General features: G+C 55.2%; 30 protein-coding genes. All 30 read right to left on the bottom strand.

Features of this window, described 5'->3' with window-relative positions; translation table 11 throughout:
* Positions 1–45 precede the first annotated feature (45 nt).
* The 30 genes from bfr to rpsJ all read right to left on the bottom strand — a co-directional run bounded on the left by bfr (position 46) and on the right by rpsJ (position 16,061).
* Positions 46–513 carry a bacterioferritin gene (gene bfr / locus CAF76_RS22890; RefSeq protein WP_064382244.1) on the bottom strand — a complete coding sequence of 156 codons (468 nt, stop codon included), beginning with the start codon at positions 511–513 and terminating at the stop codon, positions 46–48.
* Between the two features lie 149 nt (positions 514–662).
* On the bottom strand, positions 663–2,117 hold the full coding sequence (locus tag CAF76_RS22885) for a catalase (protein WP_085648643.1): 1,455 nt from the start codon (positions 2,115–2,117) through the stop codon (positions 663–665).
* Between the two features lie 238 nt (positions 2,118–2,355).
* A complete protein-coding gene (rplQ, locus tag CAF76_RS22880) occupies positions 2,356–2,742 on the bottom strand; it encodes a 50S ribosomal protein L17 (RefSeq protein ID WP_007955635.1) in 387 nt (128 codons plus the stop codon).
* Positions 2,743–2,784: 42 nt separating this feature from the next.
* Complete coding sequence (gene rpoA, locus CAF76_RS22875) at positions 2,785–3,786, bottom strand: DNA-directed RNA polymerase subunit alpha (RefSeq protein WP_003186012.1); 1,002 nt, start codon at positions 3,784–3,786, stop codon at positions 2,785–2,787.
* Between the two features lie 26 nt (positions 3,787–3,812).
* Positions 3,813–4,433, bottom strand: a complete 621-nt coding sequence (gene rpsD / locus CAF76_RS22870) for a 30S ribosomal protein S4 (RefSeq protein ID WP_011336168.1) — start codon at positions 4,431–4,433, stop codon at positions 3,813–3,815.
* Between the two features lie 18 nt (positions 4,434–4,451).
* Positions 4,452–4,841: a 30S ribosomal protein S11 gene (gene rpsK / locus CAF76_RS22865; RefSeq protein WP_002555466.1), complete on the bottom strand. Its 390-nt coding sequence runs from the start codon at positions 4,839–4,841 to the stop codon at positions 4,452–4,454.
* Positions 4,842–4,871: 30 nt separating this feature from the next.
* The gene (rpsM, locus tag CAF76_RS22860) at positions 4,872–5,228 is read right to left on the bottom strand and encodes a 30S ribosomal protein S13 (protein ID WP_009045849.1); all 357 of its coding nucleotides are present in this window, start codon (positions 5,226–5,228) and stop codon (positions 4,872–4,874) included.
* A gap of 130 nt (positions 5,229–5,358) precedes the next feature.
* Positions 5,359–5,475: a 50S ribosomal protein L36 gene (rpmJ, locus tag CAF76_RS22855; protein ID WP_002555468.1), complete on the bottom strand. Its 117-nt coding sequence runs from the start codon at positions 5,473–5,475 to the stop codon at positions 5,359–5,361.
* Between the two features lie 27 nt (positions 5,476–5,502).
* Positions 5,503–6,831, bottom strand: coding sequence for a preprotein translocase subunit SecY (gene secY, locus CAF76_RS22850; RefSeq protein ID WP_003228718.1), 1,329 nt, complete (start codon positions 6,829–6,831; stop codon positions 5,503–5,505).
* Positions 6,832–7,269, bottom strand: a complete 438-nt coding sequence (rplO, locus tag CAF76_RS22845) for a 50S ribosomal protein L15 (RefSeq protein WP_011336169.1) — start codon at positions 7,267–7,269, stop codon at positions 6,832–6,834.
* Between the two features lie 3 nt (positions 7,270–7,272).
* Positions 7,273–7,449 carry a 50S ribosomal protein L30 gene (gene rpmD, locus CAF76_RS22840; protein WP_003176408.1) on the bottom strand — a complete coding sequence of 59 codons (177 nt, stop codon included), beginning with the start codon at positions 7,447–7,449 and terminating at the stop codon, positions 7,273–7,275.
* A gap of 2 nt (positions 7,450–7,451) precedes the next feature.
* Positions 7,452–7,952, bottom strand: coding sequence for a 30S ribosomal protein S5 (rpsE, locus tag CAF76_RS22835; protein WP_007955637.1), 501 nt, complete (start codon positions 7,950–7,952; stop codon positions 7,452–7,454).
* 3 nt (positions 7,953–7,955) lie between these two features.
* The gene (gene rplR / locus CAF76_RS22830) at positions 7,956–8,306 is read right to left on the bottom strand and encodes a 50S ribosomal protein L18 (RefSeq protein WP_003186037.1); all 351 of its coding nucleotides are present in this window, start codon (positions 8,304–8,306) and stop codon (positions 7,956–7,958) included.
* Positions 8,307–8,316: 10 nt separating this feature from the next.
* Complete coding sequence (gene rplF / locus CAF76_RS22825; RefSeq protein WP_011336170.1) at positions 8,317–8,850, bottom strand: 50S ribosomal protein L6; 534 nt, start codon at positions 8,848–8,850, stop codon at positions 8,317–8,319.
* 12 nt (positions 8,851–8,862) lie between these two features.
* Positions 8,863–9,255 carry a 30S ribosomal protein S8 gene (gene rpsH / locus CAF76_RS22820; RefSeq protein WP_003228724.1) on the bottom strand — a complete coding sequence of 131 codons (393 nt, stop codon included), beginning with the start codon at positions 9,253–9,255 and terminating at the stop codon, positions 8,863–8,865.
* A 209-nt stretch (positions 9,256–9,464) separates the two neighbouring features.
* Positions 9,465–9,770: a 30S ribosomal protein S14 gene (gene rpsN / locus CAF76_RS22815; RefSeq protein WP_007955639.1), complete on the bottom strand. Its 306-nt coding sequence runs from the start codon at positions 9,768–9,770 to the stop codon at positions 9,465–9,467.
* A 13-nt stretch (positions 9,771–9,783) separates the two neighbouring features.
* On the bottom strand, positions 9,784–10,323 hold the full coding sequence (gene rplE / locus CAF76_RS22810) for a 50S ribosomal protein L5 (RefSeq protein ID WP_003210069.1): 540 nt from the start codon (positions 10,321–10,323) through the stop codon (positions 9,784–9,786).
* 20 nt (positions 10,324–10,343) lie between these two features.
* Positions 10,344–10,658, bottom strand: coding sequence for a 50S ribosomal protein L24 (rplX, locus tag CAF76_RS22805; protein ID WP_003186046.1), 315 nt, complete (start codon positions 10,656–10,658; stop codon positions 10,344–10,346).
* 11 nt (positions 10,659–10,669) lie between these two features.
* On the bottom strand, positions 10,670–11,038 hold the full coding sequence (gene rplN / locus CAF76_RS22800) for a 50S ribosomal protein L14 (RefSeq protein WP_002555479.1): 369 nt from the start codon (positions 11,036–11,038) through the stop codon (positions 10,670–10,672).
* 23 nt (positions 11,039–11,061) lie between these two features.
* On the bottom strand, positions 11,062–11,328 hold the full coding sequence (gene rpsQ / locus CAF76_RS22795) for a 30S ribosomal protein S17 (RefSeq protein ID WP_003194644.1): 267 nt from the start codon (positions 11,326–11,328) through the stop codon (positions 11,062–11,064).
* Positions 11,329–11,330: 2 nt separating this feature from the next.
* Positions 11,331–11,522 carry a 50S ribosomal protein L29 gene (gene rpmC / locus CAF76_RS22790; RefSeq protein WP_002555481.1) on the bottom strand — a complete coding sequence of 64 codons (192 nt, stop codon included), beginning with the start codon at positions 11,520–11,522 and terminating at the stop codon, positions 11,331–11,333.
* Positions 11,522–11,935 carry a 50S ribosomal protein L16 gene (gene rplP, locus CAF76_RS22785; RefSeq protein WP_003228729.1) on the bottom strand — a complete coding sequence of 138 codons (414 nt, stop codon included), beginning with the start codon at positions 11,933–11,935 and terminating at the stop codon, positions 11,522–11,524. Before rplP ends, rpmC begins: the two co-directional genes overlap by 1 nt.
* Before the next feature lie 12 nt (positions 11,936–11,947).
* Positions 11,948–12,634 carry a 30S ribosomal protein S3 gene (gene rpsC, locus CAF76_RS22780; RefSeq protein WP_003176422.1) on the bottom strand — a complete coding sequence of 229 codons (687 nt, stop codon included), beginning with the start codon at positions 12,632–12,634 and terminating at the stop codon, positions 11,948–11,950.
* Between the two features lie 13 nt (positions 12,635–12,647).
* Positions 12,648–12,980 carry a 50S ribosomal protein L22 gene (gene rplV / locus CAF76_RS22775; protein WP_003103908.1) on the bottom strand — a complete coding sequence of 111 codons (333 nt, stop codon included), beginning with the start codon at positions 12,978–12,980 and terminating at the stop codon, positions 12,648–12,650.
* Between the two features lie 11 nt (positions 12,981–12,991).
* The gene (rpsS, locus tag CAF76_RS22770) at positions 12,992–13,267 is read right to left on the bottom strand and encodes a 30S ribosomal protein S19 (RefSeq protein ID WP_011336172.1); all 276 of its coding nucleotides are present in this window, start codon (positions 13,265–13,267) and stop codon (positions 12,992–12,994) included.
* Between the two features lie 16 nt (positions 13,268–13,283).
* Positions 13,284–14,108 (bottom strand): 50S ribosomal protein L2, encoded by an 825-nt coding sequence (rplB, locus tag CAF76_RS22765; RefSeq protein ID WP_003186055.1) that lies wholly within the window; start codon positions 14,106–14,108, stop codon positions 13,284–13,286.
* 14 nt (positions 14,109–14,122) lie between these two features.
* Positions 14,123–14,422: a 50S ribosomal protein L23 gene (gene rplW / locus CAF76_RS22760; RefSeq protein ID WP_002555488.1), complete on the bottom strand. Its 300-nt coding sequence runs from the start codon at positions 14,420–14,422 to the stop codon at positions 14,123–14,125.
* A complete protein-coding gene (gene rplD / locus CAF76_RS22755; protein ID WP_003228735.1) occupies positions 14,419–15,021 on the bottom strand; it encodes a 50S ribosomal protein L4 in 603 nt (200 codons plus the stop codon). The genes rplW and rplD overlap by 4 nt, the downstream gene beginning before the upstream one ends.
* A gap of 12 nt (positions 15,022–15,033) precedes the next feature.
* The gene (gene rplC, locus CAF76_RS22750) at positions 15,034–15,669 is read right to left on the bottom strand and encodes a 50S ribosomal protein L3 (RefSeq protein WP_007955641.1); all 636 of its coding nucleotides are present in this window, start codon (positions 15,667–15,669) and stop codon (positions 15,034–15,036) included.
* Between the two features lie 80 nt (positions 15,670–15,749).
* Entirely contained in the window at positions 15,750–16,061 is a 312-nt protein-coding gene (gene rpsJ / locus CAF76_RS22745) for a 30S ribosomal protein S10 (protein WP_003186070.1), read from the bottom strand.
* Positions 16,062–16,073: the final 12 nt, after the last annotated feature.

The following is a 16,073-nucleotide window of genomic DNA, read 5'->3' as shown; positions in this document are numbered from 1 at the left end:
CTGTCACTTCGTCAGTGACAGGGGCTTTTTTTGTATCAATTGCAATCAGGACGCGTGGGACTGCAGGTAGTTCTGGATACCGATCAGCTTGATCAGGCCGAGCTGCTTTTCCAGCCAGTAGGTGTGATCTTCCTCGGTGTCATTGAGCTGAACCCGCAGGATCTCGCGGCTGACATAGTCGCCGTGCTGTTCGCACAGTTCGATGCCCTTGCACAGCGCGGCGCGCACCTTGTACTCCAGGCGCAGATCCGCTTCGAGCATGGTTTGCACCGTAGTGCCGACATCCAGATCATCCGGGCGCATGCGCGGGGTGCCTTCAAGCATCAGAATCCGGCGCATCAGCGCATCGGCATGACCGGCCTCTTCTTCCATCTCGTGGTTGATTCGTTCGTAGAGCTTGGTGAATCCCCAGTCCTCATACATCCGCGAGTGAACGAAATATTGGTCACGCGCGGCCAGTTCGCCGGTCAGCAACGTGTTGAGGTAATCGATAACGTCTGGGTGGCCTTGCATCGCCCTACATCTCCCTGCTTGAAAGTCTGTAGTTTGAACCAACCTGACTGGAAGGTCACTCACTTAGCGCAATAAAAGCGAAGATATTCCGAGAAAAGCAGCCTAAATAACGCAAAAACCGCCCAAATGAGGGCGGTTCTGCTTCTCGTTTAGACTTCGTTAAGCTGTACGTTGAGCAGCTTTGCGATTGCTTCTCCGTACGCCGGATCGGCCCTGTAGAAATGCTGCAGCTGACGATCGACGACGTCACTCGACACCCCCGCCATCGCCCCGGCGATGTTGCTGACCAGCAGCGCTTTCTGTTCGTTACTCATCAAGCGGAACAGCGCACCGGCGTGACTGTAGTAGTCAGTGTCTTCACGGTGATCGTAACGATCAGCCGCGCCGCTCAGGGCCAGTGCAGGCTCGGCGTAGTGCGGCGCTTGTTTCGGCGACTCCACGTAGCTGTTCGGCTCGTAGTTAGGCGCTGCGCCACCATTGCTCCCAAAAGCCATCGAACCATCACGCTGGTAAGTATTCACCGGGCTACGCGGAGCGTTCACTGGCAGTTGCTGGTGATTGGTACCTACGCGGTAGCGGTGGGCATCGGCGTACGCGAATACCCGACCTTGCAGCATGCGATCTGGCGACAGACCTACGCCAGGCACCATGTTGCTCGGGCCGAACGCGGCTTGCTCGACTTCGGCAAAGTAGTTGAGCGGGTTACGGTTCAGTTCCAGTTCACCCACTTCGATCAGTGGAAACTCCTTTTGCGACCAGGTCTTGGTCACGTCGAACGGGTTCTCATAGTGCGCAGCGGCTTGGGCTTCGGTCATGATCTGGATGCATACGCTCCATTTCGGGAAGTCACCACGCTCGATGGCTTCGAACAGGTCACGCTGTGCGTAATCCGGATCAGTGCCCGCCAGGCGTGCAGCGTCTGCCGGCGCAAGGTTCTTGATCCCTTGCTTGGTCTTGTAGTGCCACTTCACCCAGTGACGCTCGCCCTGAGCACTGATCAGGCTGTAGGTGTGACTGCCGAAACCGTGCATATGGCGATATCCGTCCGGAATACCGCGATCAGAGAACAGAATCGTGACCTGGTGCAGCGCTTCAGGCGAATGCGACCAGAAGTCCCACATCATCTGCGCGCTTTTCAGGTTGCTTTGCGGCAGGCGTTTCTGGGTGTGGATAAAGTCAGGGAATTTCAGTGGATCACGAATGAAGAACACGGGCGTATTGTTGCCAACGATGTCCCAGTTGCCTTCTTCGGTATAGAACTTGAGAGCGAAGCCACGTGGATCGCGCTCGGTGTCAGCCGAGCCACGCTCGCCACCTACAGTGGAGAAGCGCAGGAATGTCGGGGTTTGCTTGCCGACGGCAGAAAACAGTTTGGCGCTGGTGTACTGAGTAATGTCACGGGTGACGGTAAAAGTGCCGTAGGCACCCGACCCCTTGGCGTGTACACGACGCTCAGGAATGTTTTCCCGGTTGAAGTGGGCGAGCTTCTCGATCAAGTGGAAGTCATCGAGCAGCAACGGGCCACGAGGGCCAGCGGAGCGAGAGTTCTGGTTGTCGGCGACAGGTGCGCCACTGGCGGTCGTAAGCGTCTTGTTCTGGCTCATGCGATCTTCATCCTCTATCGGTCTTGAACTGCCGGCTAATCGGCTTGCTGGGGAGTATCAATCATCAATATGACAGCCACAAATTCATTAACTTATGGTCATCAATAGATAAAAACTAACGATCAATCCGCACACATAGTGCAGACCCAAACAGGGTAGAAGCTTGTACGAACAGCGCATTTCTTACAGGCACAAAAAACCGGGCACTAGGCCCGGTTCTTTGTTTCAGACTGACGTCTTACTCAGCGGATACAGCTTCACCGCCGACAGCACGATCAACCAGTTCGACGTACGCCATAGGCGCGTTGTCGCCAGCGCGGAAACCGCACTTGAGGATGCGCAGGTAGCCACCCTCACGGGTAGCGTAACGCTTGCCCAGGTCGTTGAAGAGCTTACCAACGATAGCTTTCGAACGAGTACGGTCGAAAGCCAGACGACGGTTAGCAACGCTGTCTGTCTTGGCCAGAGTGATCAGCGGCTCGGCAACGCGGCGCAGTTCTTTGGCTTTTGGCAGAGTAGTTTTGATCAGCTCGTGCTCGAACAGCGACACCGCCATGTTTTGGAACATGGCCTTGCGGTGCGAGCTGGTGCGGCTCAGGTGACGCCCACTTTTACGATGACGCATGGTTCATTCCTTACCAAACACTACGTTCGGTGATTACGACGATCAGGCAGTCGCCTTGTCGTCCTTCTTAAGACTTGCAGGCGGCCAGTTGTCGAGGCGCATGCCGAGGGACAGACCGCGGGAGGCCAGAACGTCCTTGATTTCAGTCAAGGATTTCTTGCCCAGGTTCGGAGTCTTCAACAGCTCTACTTCGGTACGCTGAATCAGGTCGCCGATGTAGTAGATGTTTTCCGCCTTAAGGCAGTTAGCCGAACGTACAGTCAGTTCCAGATCGTCAACCGGGCGAAGCAGGATCGGATCGATCTCGTCTTCCTGCTCGACAACCACTGGCTCACTGTCACCCTTGAGGTCGACGAACGCAGCCAACTGCTGTTGCAGGATGGTTGCAGCGCGGCGGATAGCCTCTTCAGGATCCAGGGTACCGTTGGTTTCCAGATCAATAACCAGCTTGTCCAGGTTGGTACGCTGCTCGACACGGGCGTTTTCCACCACGTATGCGATACGGCGAACCGGGCTGAACGAAGAGTCAAGCTGCAAGCGACCGATGCTGCGGCTTTCGTCTTCATCGCTCTGACGCGAGTCGGCTGGTTCATAACCACGACCACGAGCTACAGTGAGCTTCATGTTCAGGGCGCCGTTAGACGCCAGGTTAGCGATTACGTGATCGGGATTAACGATCTCGACATCATGATCCAGCTGAATATCGGCAGCGGTAACCACCCCCGAACCCTTCTTCGACAAGGTCAGCGTAACTTCGTCACGACCGTGCAGCTTGATGGCCAGACCTTTAAGGTTCAACAGGATTTCAATTACGTCTTCCTGTACACCTTCGATGGCGCTGTACTCGTGGAGCACACCGTCAATCTCGGCCTCGACTACTGCGCAGCCGGGCATTGAGGACAACAGGATGCGGCGCAGCGCGTTGCCCAGGGTGTGGCCAAAACCACGCTCGAGAGGCTCGAGAGTGATCTTGGCGCGGGTTGGACTGACAACCTGCACATCAATGTGGCGGGGTGTCAGGAACTCATTTACCGAAATCTGCATGGATGCACCTATTTTCTAGCCCTTACTTACTTGGAGTAGAGCTCGACAATCAGGCTTTCGTTGATGTCGGCGGACAGATCACTGCGAGCAGGAACGTTCTTGAAAACGCCCGACTTCTTCTCAGCATCTACCTCTACCCATTCTACGCGACCACGTTGGGCGCACAGCTCGAGAGCTTGGACAATGCGAAGTTGGTTCTTTGCCTTCTCGCGAACAGCAACCACGTCACCAGCACGAACCTGGTAGGACGGAACGTTTACGGTCTGGCCGTTAACGCTGATCGACTTGTGCGATACCAGCTGACGGGATTCGGCACGAGTCGAACCGAAGCCCATACGGTATACAACGTTGTCCAGACGGCATTCGAGCAGTTGCAGCAGGTTTTCACCAGTTGCACCTTTCTTGCTGGCAGCAGCTTTGTAGTAGCCGCTGAACTGACGCTCGAGAACGCCGTAGATACGACGGACCTTCTGCTTTTCGCGCAGTTGGGTGCCGTAATCGGACTGGCGACCGCGGCGTTGGCCGTGGATACCAGGTGCTGCTTCAATGTTGCACTTCGATTCGATCGCGCGCACGCCGCTCTTCAGGAAGAGATCGGTGCCTTCGCGACGAGCGAGTTTGCATTTTGGACCAATGTAACGAGCCATTCTTTACAATCTCCTGGATTACACGCGGCGCTTCTTCGGCGGACGGCACCCGTTGTGCGGGATTGGCGTCACGTCGGTGATGCTGGCGATCTTGTAGCCACAGCCGTTCAAAGCGCGGACTGCGGATTCACGACCTGGACCTGGGCCCTTGACGTTCACGTCGAGGTTTTTCAGGCCGTATTCCAGCGCAGCTTGACCAGCACGCTCAGCAGCTACTTGAGCAGCGAACGGGGTGGACTTGCGGGAACCGCGGAAACCCGAACCACCGGAGGTAGCCCAGGAAAGAGCGTTACCTTGACGGTCGGTGATGGTCACGATGGTGTTGTTAAAAGAGGCATGGATGTGGGCGATGCCATCAACCACTGTCTTTTTAACTTTTTTACGAGGACGAGCAGCAGGTTTTGCCATGATTAAATTCCTGTCGATTCGCTGGGGCGATTACTTGCGGATCGGCTTACGCGGACCTTTACGGGTACGCGCGTTGGTCTTGGTACGCTGACCGCGTACTGGCAGACCACGACGATGACGCAGACCGCGATAGCAACCGAGGTCCATCAAGCGCTTGATTTTCATGTTGATTTCGCGACGCAGGTCACCTTCAGTGGTGAACTTCGCCACTTCGCCACGCAGCTGTTCAATCTGCTCGTCGCTCAGATCCTTGATCTTTGCGGCTGGGTTTACCCCAGTCTCTGCACAGATCTTCTGTGCAGTAGTGCGACCAACACCATAGATGTAGGTCAGCGAGATAACAGTATGCTTGTTATCTGGAATGTTAACGCCTGCAATACGGGCCATTCAGTGGGACTCCAATTGACAGCTACCTACGCCCCGGAAGCCAAGAAATAGGGCGCGAGATAATATCGCTGTAATAACAAATAATCAACCCGGTAGCGCACTAGCTACCGGGCTTGAAGCACAATCACACTCAGCCTTGGCGCTGTTTGTGACGCGGTTCCGCGCTGCAAATTACTCGAACAACACCTTCGCGGCGAATAATCTTGCAGTTACGGCACAGCTTTTTCACCGATGCACGAACTTTCATCACCAACTCCTCGAACCTTATGGGTACTCAGCGCAACATGCCGCTGCCGTAACCCTTCAGGTTGGCTTTCTTCATCAGGGATTCGTACTGGTGCGAAACGAGGTGCGATTGTACTTGGGACATGAAGTCCATCACAACCACGACCACGATCAGCAACGAGGTCCCGCCAAGGTAGAACGGAACGTTTGCTGCAACCACCAGGAACTGGGGCAACAAGCACACGGCCGTCATGTAAAGAGCACCGAACATGGTCAAGCGAGTCAGAACGCCATCAATATAGCGTGCGGACTGCTCACCTGGACGGATGCCCGGAATAAAGGCACCGGACTTCTTCAGGTTTTCCGCTACGTCTTTCGGATTGAACATCAACGCCGTATAGAAGAAGCAGAAGAAAATAATCCCTGCACTAAACAGCAGAATATTCAACGGCTGACCAGGAGCGATCGACTGCGAGATGTCCTGCAACCAGCCCATACCTTCAGACTGACCGAACCAGGCACCCAGCGAAGCCGGGAACAGCAAAATGCTGCTCGCGAAAATAGCCGGAATAACACCGGCCATGTTCACCTTCAGCGGCAAGTGGCTTGTCTGCGCAGCAAAAACCTTGCGGCCCTGCTGACGCTTGGCGTAGTGAACAGCGATACGACGCTGACCACGCTCAATGAACACCACGAAACCGATAATCGCTACTGCCAGCAAACCGATGGCAACCAAGGCGAAGATATTGATATCGCCCTGACGCGCAGACTCGAAAGACTGCCCGATTGCTCTCGGAAGACCGGCGACGATACCCGAAAAAATCAACATCGAGATACCGTTGCCTACACCACGCTCAGTAATCTGCTCACCCAGCCACATCATGAACATCGCGCCAGCCACAAACGTGGAGACCGCGACGAAATGGAAGCCAAAGTCACCAGTGAACGCAACGCCCTGCCCCGCCAGACCAATGGACATGCCAATGGCCTGAACGAGAGCGAGGACGACGGTGCCGTAGCGGGTGTACTGGCTGATCTTGCGACGGCCAGCTTCACCTTCCTTCTTCAACTGCTCCAGCTGCGGGCTGACGGCGGTCATCAGCTGCATGATGATCGATGCCGAAATGTACGGCATGATCCCCAGTGCAAAGATGCTCATCCGCTCCAGCGCGCCGCCGGAAAACATGTTGAACAAGCTAAGAATGGTCCCCTCATTCTGTCGAAACAGGTCTGCGAGTCGGTCCGGGTTGATACCTGGAACCGGGATGTGTGCGCCTATTCGGTAGACGATAATCGCCAGGAACAGAAAACGCAGACGAGCCCAAAGTTCAGACATACCGCCTTTGCCGAGCGCAGAGAGAGCACCTTGCTTAGCCATTTATTCCTCGAACTTGCCGCCAGCTGCTTCGATAGCCGCACGCGCACCTTTGGTGGCGCCGATTCCCTTGCCGATAGTGACAGCGCGAGCCACTTCACCGGACAGCATGATTTTCACACGCTGCACGTTGACGTTGATCACGTTGGCATCTTTCAGGGACTGCACGGTGACGATGTCGCCTTCCACTTTAGCCAGCTCGGACAGACGCACTTCTGCGCGATCCATGGCTTTCAGGGAAACGAAACCGAACTTCGGCAGGCGACGATGCAGCGGCTGTTGACCGCCTTCAAAGCCTGGAGCAATGGTGCCACCGGAGCGGGAAGTCTGACCTTTGTGACCACGGCCACCAGTCTTACCCAAACCACTACCGATACCACGGCCCGGACGATGCTTTTCGCGACGGGAACCCGGCGCTGGACTCAGATCATTGAGTTTCATCGATTAACCCTCGACACGCAGCATGTAGTAAGCCTTGTTGATCATCCCGCGATTTTCGGGAGTATCCTGGACTTCTACAGTGTGACCGATGCGACGCAGACCCAGACCCTTCACGCACAGTTTGTGGTTAGGGATGCGGCCGGTCATGCTTTTGATCAGCGTAACTTTAACGGTAGCCATGATTACTTGATCTCCTCAACACGCAGGCCACGCTTGGCTGCAATGGACTCAGGAGACTGCATAGCCTTCAGACCCTTGAAAGTGGCGTGAACCACGTTTACCGGGTTAGTCGAGCCGTAGCACTTGGCCAGAACGTTCTGAACGCCAGCAACTTCGAGGACAGCACGCATAGCGCCGCCAGCGATGATACCGGTACCTTCAGAAGCAGGCTGCATGTACACCTTCGAAGCGCCGTGAGCGGACTTCATTGCGTACTGCAGAGTGGTGCCGTTCAGATCAACCTGGATCATGTTGCGGCGAGCAGCTTCCATTGCCTTCTGGATCGCAGCAGGCACTTCACGCGACTTGCCACGGCCGAAGCCAACACGCCCTTTACCATCACCAACCACGGTCAACGCGGTGAAAGTGAAGATACGGCCGCCTTTAACGGTTTTGGCTACGCGGTTAACTTGAACCAGCTTCTCGATGTAGCCTTCGTCGCGCTTTTGGTCGTTATTTGACATAACTTAGAACTCCAGCCCAGCTTCACGAGCAGCATCAGCCAGCGCTTTAACGCGGCCGTGGTACTTGAAGCCAGAGCGGTCGAAAGCCACCTGCGAGACGCCAGCGGCCTTAGCACGCGTAGCGACCAGCTGGCCAACCTTAGTGGCCGCGTCGATGTTGCCAGTGGCGCCATCACGCAGTTCTTTATCCAAAGTCGAGGCGCTTGCCAGGACTTTGTTGCCGTCGGCCGAAATGACCTGGGCGTAGATGTGCTGCGAAGAGCGGAACACGCAGAGACGCACGACTTCGAGTTCGTGCATTTTCAGGCGTGCTTTGCGAGCGCGACGCAGTCGAGTAACTTTTTTGTCGGTCATTTGCTATGCCCTACTTCTTCTTGGCTTCTTTACGACGGACGACTTCGTCCGCGTAGCGCACACCTTTGCCTTTGTACGGCTCTGGTGGACGGAAGTCGCGGATCTCGGCGGCCACTTGACCTACCAGCTGCTTGTCGATGCCCTTGATCAGGATATCGGTCTGGCTAGGAGTCTCAGCGGTGATGCCTTCCGGCAGTTCGTAATCCACTGGGTGCGAGAAGCCAAGAGCCAGGTTCAGCACCTGACCTTTTGCTTGCGCTTTGTAACCAACACCGACCAGCTGGAGCTTGCGCTCGAAGCCTTGGCTTACGCCCTGGACCATGTTGTTTACCAACGCACGAGTGGTACCGGCCATTGCGCGAGTCTGTTGATCGCCATTGCGAGCAGCAAAACGCAGCTCACCGGCTTCTTCAACGACTTCAACGGACGAATGGACGTTCAGTTCAAGAGTACCCTTGGCACCCTTCACCGAAAGCTGTTGGCCTGCGAATTTTACTTCGACACCGGCTGGCAGCTTAACGGGGTTCTTAGCGACGCGAGACATGCTTATCCCCCCTTAGAACACAGTGCAAAGAACTTCGCCGCCGACACCGGCAGCGCGCGCAGCACGATCAGTCATCACACCTTTGTTGGTGGAGACGATAGACACACCGAGGCCGCCACGTACTTTTGGCAGATCTTCGACGGACTTGTACTGACGCAGGCCTGGACGGCTAACGCGCTTCACTTCCTCGATGACCGGACGGCCTTCGAAGTATTTCAGCTCGATGGACAGCAGCGGCTTGGTTTCGCTGCTGATCTGATAACCCGCGATGTAACCTTCGTCCTTCAGGACTTTTGCTACAGCCACCTTCAACGTGGAAGACGGCATGCTTACGACGGACTTTTCAGCCATCTGGGCATTACGGATTCGAGTTAGCATGTCCGCTAACGGGTCCTGCATACTCATGGGCTAGACGCTCCTAATACAGAAAAATTAGCCTTGCGGCTACTACTTGTCGCCGAGGAATTCCGGGCGTAAAAAACACGGGCTCAGGCGAGCCGGTCATTCTAGACACACCCCAGAAATGAATCAAGCCCCAAAAGGGGCTTGATTCAAGTTCAAGGCCACCGATGGTCAGGTTCTTGCGACCTCGACCATCAAGGCTTTGACAGCAATTACCAGCTGGCTTTAACCAGACCTGGTACGTCACCACGCATTGCCGCTTCACGCAGTTTGTTACGGCCGAGGCCGAACTTGCGGTAAACGCCGTGCGGACGACCGGTCAGACGGCAACGGTTACGCATGCGCGAAGCGCTTGCGTCACGCGGTTGCTTCTGCAGAGCTACGGTAGCTTCCCAACGCGCTTCTGGACTTGCGTTCAGATCGACGATGATAGCTTTCAGCGCTGCACGCTTGACGGCGTATTTGGCAACGGTGAGCTGACGCTTCAGCTCACGGTTTTTCATGCTCTTCTTGGCCATTTTCCTACTCCAATCAGTTGCGGAACGGGAATTTGAAAGCACGCAGCAGAGCGCGGCCTTCATCATCGTTCTTGGCAGTGGTGGTCAGGGTAATGTCCAGACCGCGGAGAGCATCGATCTTGTCGTAGTCGATTTCCGGGAAAATGATCTGCTCTTTCACGCCCATGCTGTAGTTGCCACGACCATCGAAGGACTTGGCATTCAGGCCGCGGAAGTCGCGAACCCGAGGCAGGGAGATAGACAGCAGACGATCCAGGAACTCGTACATACGCTCACGGCGCAGGGTCACTTTGACGCCGATCGGCCAACCTTCACGGACTTTAAAGCCAGCGATGGATTTGCGAGCGTAGGTCACAACGACTTTCTGGCCGGTGATCTTTTCCAGGTCAGCAACAGCGTGCTCGATGACTTTTTTGTCGCCGATCGCTTCGCCCAGACCCATGTTCAGGGTGATCTTGGTAACGCGCGGAACTTCCATCACGTTCGAAAGCTTAAGTTCTTCCTTAAGTTTCGGAGCGATTTCCTTCCGGTAAATCTCTTTTAGTCGTGCCATGGTCTTCTACCTAGCAGTGTTCAAGCATCAACCGCTTTTTGGGTCGACTTGAAGACACGAATTTTCTTACCGTCTTCTACTTTGAAACCAACGCGGTCAGCCTTGTTGGTTTCGCCGTTGAAGATGGCGACGTTGGAAGCGTGCAGTGGCGCTTCTTTCTCGACGATACCGCCCTGTACGCCCGACATCGGGTTAGGCTTGGTATGACGCTTGACCAGGTTCAGACCACCAACAACCAGACGGTTGTCAGCAAGAACCTTCAGCACCTTACCGCGCTTACCTTTGTCTTTGCCGGCGATCACGATGATCTCGTCGTCACGACGAATCTTTTGCATGTCGGATCTCCTTACAGCACTTCTGGGGCGAGCGAGACGATCTTCATGAACTTCTCGGTACGAAGTTCACGGGTCACTGGCCCAAAGATACGGGTGCCGATCGGCTCTTGCTTGTTGTTCAGAAGAACAGCAGCGTTGCCATCAAAGCGGATAATGGAGCCATCAGCACGACGCACGCCGTGACGAGTGCGGACTACAACAGCAGTCATCACTTGGCCTTTTTTCACCTTACCGCGAGGAATTGCTTCCTTCACGGTAACTTTGATGATGTCACCGATACCAGCGTAACGACGATGGGAGCCACCCAGCACCTTGATGCACATAACACGGCGAGCGCCGCTGTTATCGGCCACATCGAGCATGGATTGAGTCTGAATCATATAATTTCTCCGACCCCTAGCCCTTAGACTTCCACAGCGCGTTCGAGAACATCAACCAGCGCCCAAGACTTGGTCTTGGCCATCGGACGAGTTTCACGAATAGTGACTTTGTCGCCGATGTGGCACTGATTGGTTTCGTCGTGCGCGTGCAGCTTAGTCGAACGCTTAACGTATTTACCGTAGATCGGGTGCTTAACGCGACGCTCGATCAGAACGGTGATGGTTTTGTCCATCTTGTCGCTGACAACACGGCCAGTCAGCGTACGGACAGTTTTTTCGGCTTCAGCCATGATCACTTACCTGCCTGCTGGTTGAGCACAGTCTTCACGCGAGCAATGTCACGCTTAACTTGCGAGAGCAGATGAGACTGCCCCAACTGGCCAGTTGCTTTCTGCATGCGCAGATTGAACTGGTCGCGCAGCAAGCCGAGCAGTTGCTCGTTCAGCTGCTGTGCGGATTTTTCACGAAGTTCATTCGCTTTCATCACATCACCGTCCGTTTAACAAAGGAGGTGGCGAGCGGCAGCTTTGCAGCAGCCAGGGCGAAAGCCTCACGCGCCAGCTCTTCAGAAACACCCTCGATTTCATACAGGACTTTGCCTGGCTGAATCTGGGCAACCCAGTACTCCACGTTACCCTTACCTTTACCCATACGAACCTCGAGAGGCTTCTTGGAGATCGGCTTGTCCGGGAATACACGGATCCAGATCTTGCCGCCACGTTTTACGTGACGGGTCAGTGCACGACGCGCTGACTCGATCTGACGAGCGGTGAGACGACCACGAGCTACAGACTTCAGCGCGAACTCGCCGAAGCTGACTTTGCTACCGCGCAGTGCCAGACCACGGTTGTGGCCGGTCATCTGCTTGCGGAACTTCGTACGCTTAGGTTGCAACATTTGGCGTACCCCTTACTTAGCAGCTTTTTTACGAGGCGCTGGTGCTTGTGGCTTCAGCTCTTCTTGGCGACCACCAATTACTTCGCCTTTGAAGATCCAAACCTTTACACCGATCACACCGTAAGTGGTGTGAGCTTCGTAGTTGGCATAGTCGATGTCGGCACGCAGGGTGTGCAGTGGCACACGACCTTCGCGATACCATTCAGTACGTGCGATTTCAGCACCGCCGAGACGACCGCTCACTTGGATTTTGATGCCTTTGGCACCAATGCGCATGGCGTTCTGTACAGCGCGCTTCATGGCGCGACGGAACATTACACGACGCTCCAGCTGCTGAGCTACGCTCTGCGCAACCAGCATACCGTCGAGCTCCGGCTTGCGGATCTCTTCGATATTGATGTGCACAGGCACACCCATTTGCTTGGTCAGGTCCTGACGCAGTTTCTCAACATCTTCACCTTTCTTCCCGATAACAATACCTGGACGAGCGGTGTGGATGGTGATGCGTGCAGTTTGGGCCGGACGATGGATATCGATACGGCTTACGGACGCGCTTTTTAGTTTGTCTTGGAGGTATTCACGCACCTTCAGATCAGCGAACAAGTAGTCCGCATAAGTCCGACCGTCTGCGTACCAGACGGAGGTGTGCTCCTTGACGATTCCCAGGCGAATGCCAATGGGATGTACTTTCTGACCCATCTCTTCGACTCCGTTACTTGTCAGCAACCTTGACAGTGATATGGCAAGACCGCTTGACGATGCGATCAGCACGGCCTTTGGCACGTGGCATGATGCGCTTCAGCGAACGCCCTTCGTTGACGAAAACGGTGCTGACCTTCAGATCATCAACGTCTGCGCCTTCGTTATGCTCGGCGTTGGCTACGGCCGACTCCAGCACTTTTTTCATGATCTCGGCGGCTTTCTTACTGCTGAAAGCCAACAGGTTGAGCGCTTCGCCCACCTTCTTCCCGCGGATCTGGTCGGCGACCAAGCGGGCTTTCTGGGCGGAGATTCGAGCGCCCGACAACTTAGCGGCTACTTCCATTTCCTTACCCCTTAACGCTTGGCTTTCTTGTCTGCCACGTGCCCGCGATAGTTGCGGGTACCGGCGAACTCGCCCAGTTTGTGGCCGACCATGTCTTCGTTAACGAGAACTGGGACGTGCTGACGACCGTTGTGTACTGCGATGGTCAGACCGACCATTTGTGGCAGGATCATCGAACGACGCGACCAAGTCTTAATTGGTTTGCGATCGTTCTTTTCCGCCGCCACTTCGATCTTCTTCAGTAGGTGAAGATCAATAAAAGGACCTTTTTTCAGAGAACGTGGCACTGTCGTATCCCTCTATTTACTTGCGACGACGGACGATCATTTTGTCGGTACGCTTATTACCACGAGTCTTCGCGCCCTTAGTCGGGAAGCCCCATGGCGATACCGGATGACGACCACCAGAGGTACGACCTTCACCACCACCATGTGGGTGGTCAACCGGGTTCATGGCAACACCACGAACGGTTGGGCGAACGCCACGCCAGCGCTTGGCACCAGCTTTACCCAGCGAACGCAGGCTGTGCTCGGAGTTCGAGACTTCGCCCAGGGTCGCACGGCACTCAGCCAGTACTTTACGCATTTCACCGGAACGCAGACGCAGGGTCACGTAAACGCCTTCACGAGCGATCAGCTGAGCCGAAGCGCCAGCGGAACGAGCGATTTGCGCGCCTTTACCTGGCTTCAGTTCGATGCCGTGTACGGTGCTACCAACTGGAATGTTGCGCAGTTGCAGAGCGTTGCCCGGCTTGATCGGTGCCAGAGCACCTGCGATCAGCTGGTCGCCAGCGCTCACGCCTTTAGGGGCGATGATGTAGCGACGCTCGCCATCTGCGTACAGCAGCAGAGCGATGTGAGCAGTACGGTTTGGATCGTATTCGATACGCTCGACAGTGGCAGCGATGCCATCTTTGTCGTTGCGACGGAAGTCGACCAGACGATAATGCTGCTTATGACCACCACCGATGTGACGAGTGGTAATACGGCCATTGTTGTTACGACCACCAGACTTCGATTTTTTCTCGAGCAGCGGTGCGTGAGGAGCGCCTTTATGCAGCTCCTGGTTGACCACCTTGACCACAAAACGGCGGCCAGGGGAAGTCGGTTTGCATTTAACGATTGCCATGATGCACCCCTTCCTTACTCAGCACTGCTGCTGAAATCGAGATCTTGGCCTGGCTGAAGGGAGATAACTGCCTTCTTCCAGTCATTACGCTTGCCCAGACCGCGAGCGGTGCGCTTGCTCTTACCCAGAACATTCAGGGTAGTAACACGCTCAACTTTCACGCTGAACAGGCTTTCGACGGCCTTCTTGATTTCCAGCTTGGTTGCATCAGTAGCAACCTTGAAAACGAACTGGCCTTTCTTGTCTGCCAGAACCGTAGCCTTCTCGGAAACGTGCGGGCCAAGCAGAACTTTAAATACGCGTTCCTGGTTCATCCCAGCAGCTCCTCGAATTTCTTCACGGCCGACACGGTGATCAACACCTTGTCGTATGCGATCAGACTAACTGGATCGGAACCTTGCACGTCACGTACATCAACGTGTGGCAGGTTGCGAGCAGCCAGGTACAGGTTCTGATCAACAGCGTCCGACACGATCAGAACATCGGTCAGGCTCATGTTGTTCAGTTTGCCCAGCAGGTCTTTGGTTTTCGGAGTTTCAACTGCGAAATCCTGAACCACGACCAGACGATCAGTACGCACCAGCTCAGCAAGGATGGAACGCATTGCTGCGCGATACATCTTCTTGTTCAGCTTCTGGGAGTGATCCTGTGGACGAGCTGCAAAGGTGGTGCCGCCGCCGCGCCAGATTGGGCTGCGGATAGTACCGGCACGAGCACGGCCAGTACCTTTCTGACGCCATGGGCGCTTGCCGCCACCACGAACGTCGGAACGGGTCTTCTGCTGCTTGCTACCCTGACGGCCGCCAGCCATGTAGGCCACGACTGCTTGGTGAACCAGCGTCTCGTTGAACTCGCCGCCAAATGTCAGTTCGGAAACTTCGATCGCTTGAGCGTCATTTACATTTAATTGCATGTCAGCTTCCCCTTAACCGCGAGCCTTGGCTGCCGGACGTACAACCAGGTTGCCGCCAGTAGCGCCAGGTACAGCGCCCTTGACCAACAACAGATTGCGTTCAGCGTCCACGCGCACTACTTCCAGGGACTGCACGGTCACGCGCTCAGCGCCCATATGACCGGACATTTTTTTGCCCTTGAATACACGACCAGGAGTCTGGCACTGGCCGATAGAGCCTGGGACGCGGTGGGATACGGAGTTACCGTGGGTGTTATCTTGCCCGCGGAAGTTCCAACGCTTGATCGTACCCTGGAAGCCTTTACCTTTGGACTGACCGGTTACATCAACCAGTTGACCAGCAGCGAAGATTTCAGCGTTGATCAGATCGCCGGCCTGGTACTCGCCTTCTTCAAGACGGAATTCCATTACGGTACGACCAGCGGCAACGTTCGCCTTGGCGAAGTGGCCAGCTTGAGCAGCTGTAACACGGGAAGCACGACGCTCGCCGACAGTGACTTGCACTGCACGATAGCCATCGGTTTCTTCAGTTTTGAACTGGGTGACGCGATTCGGCTCGATCTCAATGACCGTGACCGGAATGGAGACACCTTCTTCGGTGAAAATACGGGTCATACCCGCTTTACGACCGACTACACCAATAGTCATGTTGTAAACCTCATGAGTGTACGGGGCTTTCACCCGCTATGGCCGCCCATTTCAGAGCGTTACACGACCAAGACCGAGTCTTAGCCGAGGCTGATCTGCACTTCCACACCGGCCGCAAGATCAAGCTTCATAAGTGCATCAACGGTTTTATCCGTTGGCTGGACGATGTCCAGAACGCGCTTATGAGTGCGGATCTCGTACTGGTCACGCGCGTCTTTGTTGACGTGCGGAGAAACCAGAACGGTGAACCGCTCTTTACGGGTAGGCAGTGGAATTGGACCACGCACTTGAGCACCAGTACGTTTCGCGGTTTCCACGATTTCCTGGGTTGATTGGTCGATCAGACGATGGTCAAAAGCCTTCAACCTGATACGGATTTGCTGATTTTGCATTGGATTTCAGAC

The sequence above is a fragment of the Pseudomonas sp. B40(2017) genome (assembly GCF_002112855.1).
GTDB lineage: Bacteria > Pseudomonadota > Gammaproteobacteria > Pseudomonadales > Pseudomonadaceae > Aquipseudomonas > Aquipseudomonas pharyngis.
Note: the sequence above shows the minus strand (reverse complement) of the source record. Positions and strands in the feature narration are given on the sequence as shown.

Bases quoted from the DNA above. Each gene is read 5' to 3' on its own strand.
- rplQ (WP_007955635.1), bottom strand. From the start codon at position 2,742: ATGCGTCATCGTAAAAGTGGGCGTCACCTGAGCCGCACCAGCTCGCAC.
- CAF76_RS22885 (WP_085648643.1), bottom strand. From the start codon at position 2,117: ATGAGCCAGAACAAGACGCTTACGACCGCCAGTGGCGCACCTGTCGCC.
- rpsQ (WP_003194644.1), bottom strand. From the start codon at position 11,328: ATGGCTGAAGCCGAAAAAACTGTCCGTACGCTGACTGGCCGTGTTGTC.
- rpmD (WP_003176408.1), bottom strand. From the start codon at position 7,449: ATGGCTACCGTTAAAGTTACGCTGATCAAAAGCATGACCGGCCGCATC.
- rpsN (WP_007955639.1), bottom strand. From the start codon at position 9,770: ATGGCCAAGAAGAGCATGAAAAACCGTGAGCTGAAGCGTCAGCTCACC.
- rpoA (WP_003186012.1), bottom strand. From the start codon at position 3,786: ATGCAGATTTCGGTAAATGAGTTCCTGACACCCCGCCACATTGATGTG.
- bfr (WP_064382244.1), bottom strand. From the start codon at position 513: ATGCAAGGCCACCCAGACGTTATCGATTACCTCAACACGTTGCTGACC.
- rplB (WP_003186055.1), bottom strand. From the start codon at position 14,108: ATGGCAATCGTTAAATGCAAACCGACTTCCCCTGGCCGCCGTTTTGTG.
- rplP (WP_003228729.1), bottom strand. From the start codon at position 11,935: ATGTTGCAACCTAAGCGTACGAAGTTCCGCAAGCAGATGACCGGCCAC.
- rplX (WP_003186046.1), bottom strand. From the start codon at position 10,658: ATGCAAAAGATTCGTCGTGACGACGAGATCATCGTGATCGCCGGCAAA.
- rplF (WP_011336170.1), bottom strand. From the start codon at position 8,850: ATGTCTCGCGTCGCTAAGAACCCCGTTAAGCTGCCAGCCGGTGTCGAA.
- rpsD (WP_011336168.1), bottom strand. From the start codon at position 4,433: ATGGCTCGTTACATTGGTCCAAAATGCAAACTCGCTCGTCGCGAAGGC.
- rplW (WP_002555488.1), bottom strand. From the start codon at position 14,422: ATGAACCAGGAACGCGTATTTAAAGTTCTGCTTGGCCCGCACGTTTCC.
- rplO (WP_011336169.1), bottom strand. From the start codon at position 7,269: ATGAAACTCAATGATCTGAGTCCAGCGCCGGGTTCCCGTCGCGAAAAG.
- rpmJ (WP_002555468.1), bottom strand. From the start codon at position 5,475: ATGAAAGTTCGTGCATCGGTGAAAAAGCTGTGCCGTAACTGCAAGATT.
- rplV (WP_003103908.1), bottom strand. From the start codon at position 12,980: ATGGAAGTAGCCGCTAAGTTGTCGGGCGCTCGAATCTCCGCCCAGAAA.
- rpsK (WP_002555466.1), bottom strand. From the start codon at position 4,841: ATGGCAAAACCTGCTGCTCGTCCTCGTAAAAAAGTTAAAAAGACAGTG.
- rplC (WP_007955641.1), bottom strand. From the start codon at position 15,669: ATGACTATTGGTGTAGTCGGTCGTAAAGCGGGTATGACCCGTATTTTC.
- rplD (WP_003228735.1), bottom strand. From the start codon at position 15,021: ATGCAATTAAATGTAAATGACGCTCAAGCGATCGAAGTTTCCGAACTG.
- rplR (WP_003186037.1), bottom strand. From the start codon at position 8,306: ATGACCGACAAAAAAGTTACTCGACTGCGTCGCGCTCGCAAAGCACGC.
- rpsE (WP_007955637.1), bottom strand. From the start codon at position 7,952: ATGTCAAATAACGACCAAAAGCGCGACGAAGGCTACATCGAGAAGCTG.
- rplE (WP_003210069.1), bottom strand. From the start codon at position 10,323: ATGGCACGACTAAAAGAGATTTACCGGAAGGAAATCGCTCCGAAACTT.
- rpsH (WP_003228724.1), bottom strand. From the start codon at position 9,255: ATGAGTATGCAGGACCCGTTAGCGGACATGCTAACTCGAATCCGTAAT.
- secY (WP_003228718.1), bottom strand. From the start codon at position 6,831: ATGGCTAAGCAAGGTGCTCTCTCTGCGCTCGGCAAAGGCGGTATGTCT.
- rpsJ (WP_003186070.1), bottom strand. From the start codon at position 16,061: ATGCAAAATCAGCAAATCCGTATCAGGTTGAAGGCTTTTGACCATCGT.
- rpsM (WP_009045849.1), bottom strand. From the start codon at position 5,228: ATGGCCCGTATTGCAGGCGTTAACATTCCAGATAACAAGCATACTGTT.
- rpsC (WP_003176422.1), bottom strand. From the start codon at position 12,634: ATGGGTCAGAAAGTACATCCCATTGGCATTCGCCTGGGAATCGTCAAG.
- rplN (WP_002555479.1), bottom strand. From the start codon at position 11,038: ATGATTCAGACTCAATCCATGCTCGATGTGGCCGATAACAGCGGCGCT.
- rpmC (WP_002555481.1), bottom strand. From the start codon at position 11,522: ATGAAAGCGAATGAACTTCGTGAAAAATCCGCACAGCAGCTGAACGAG.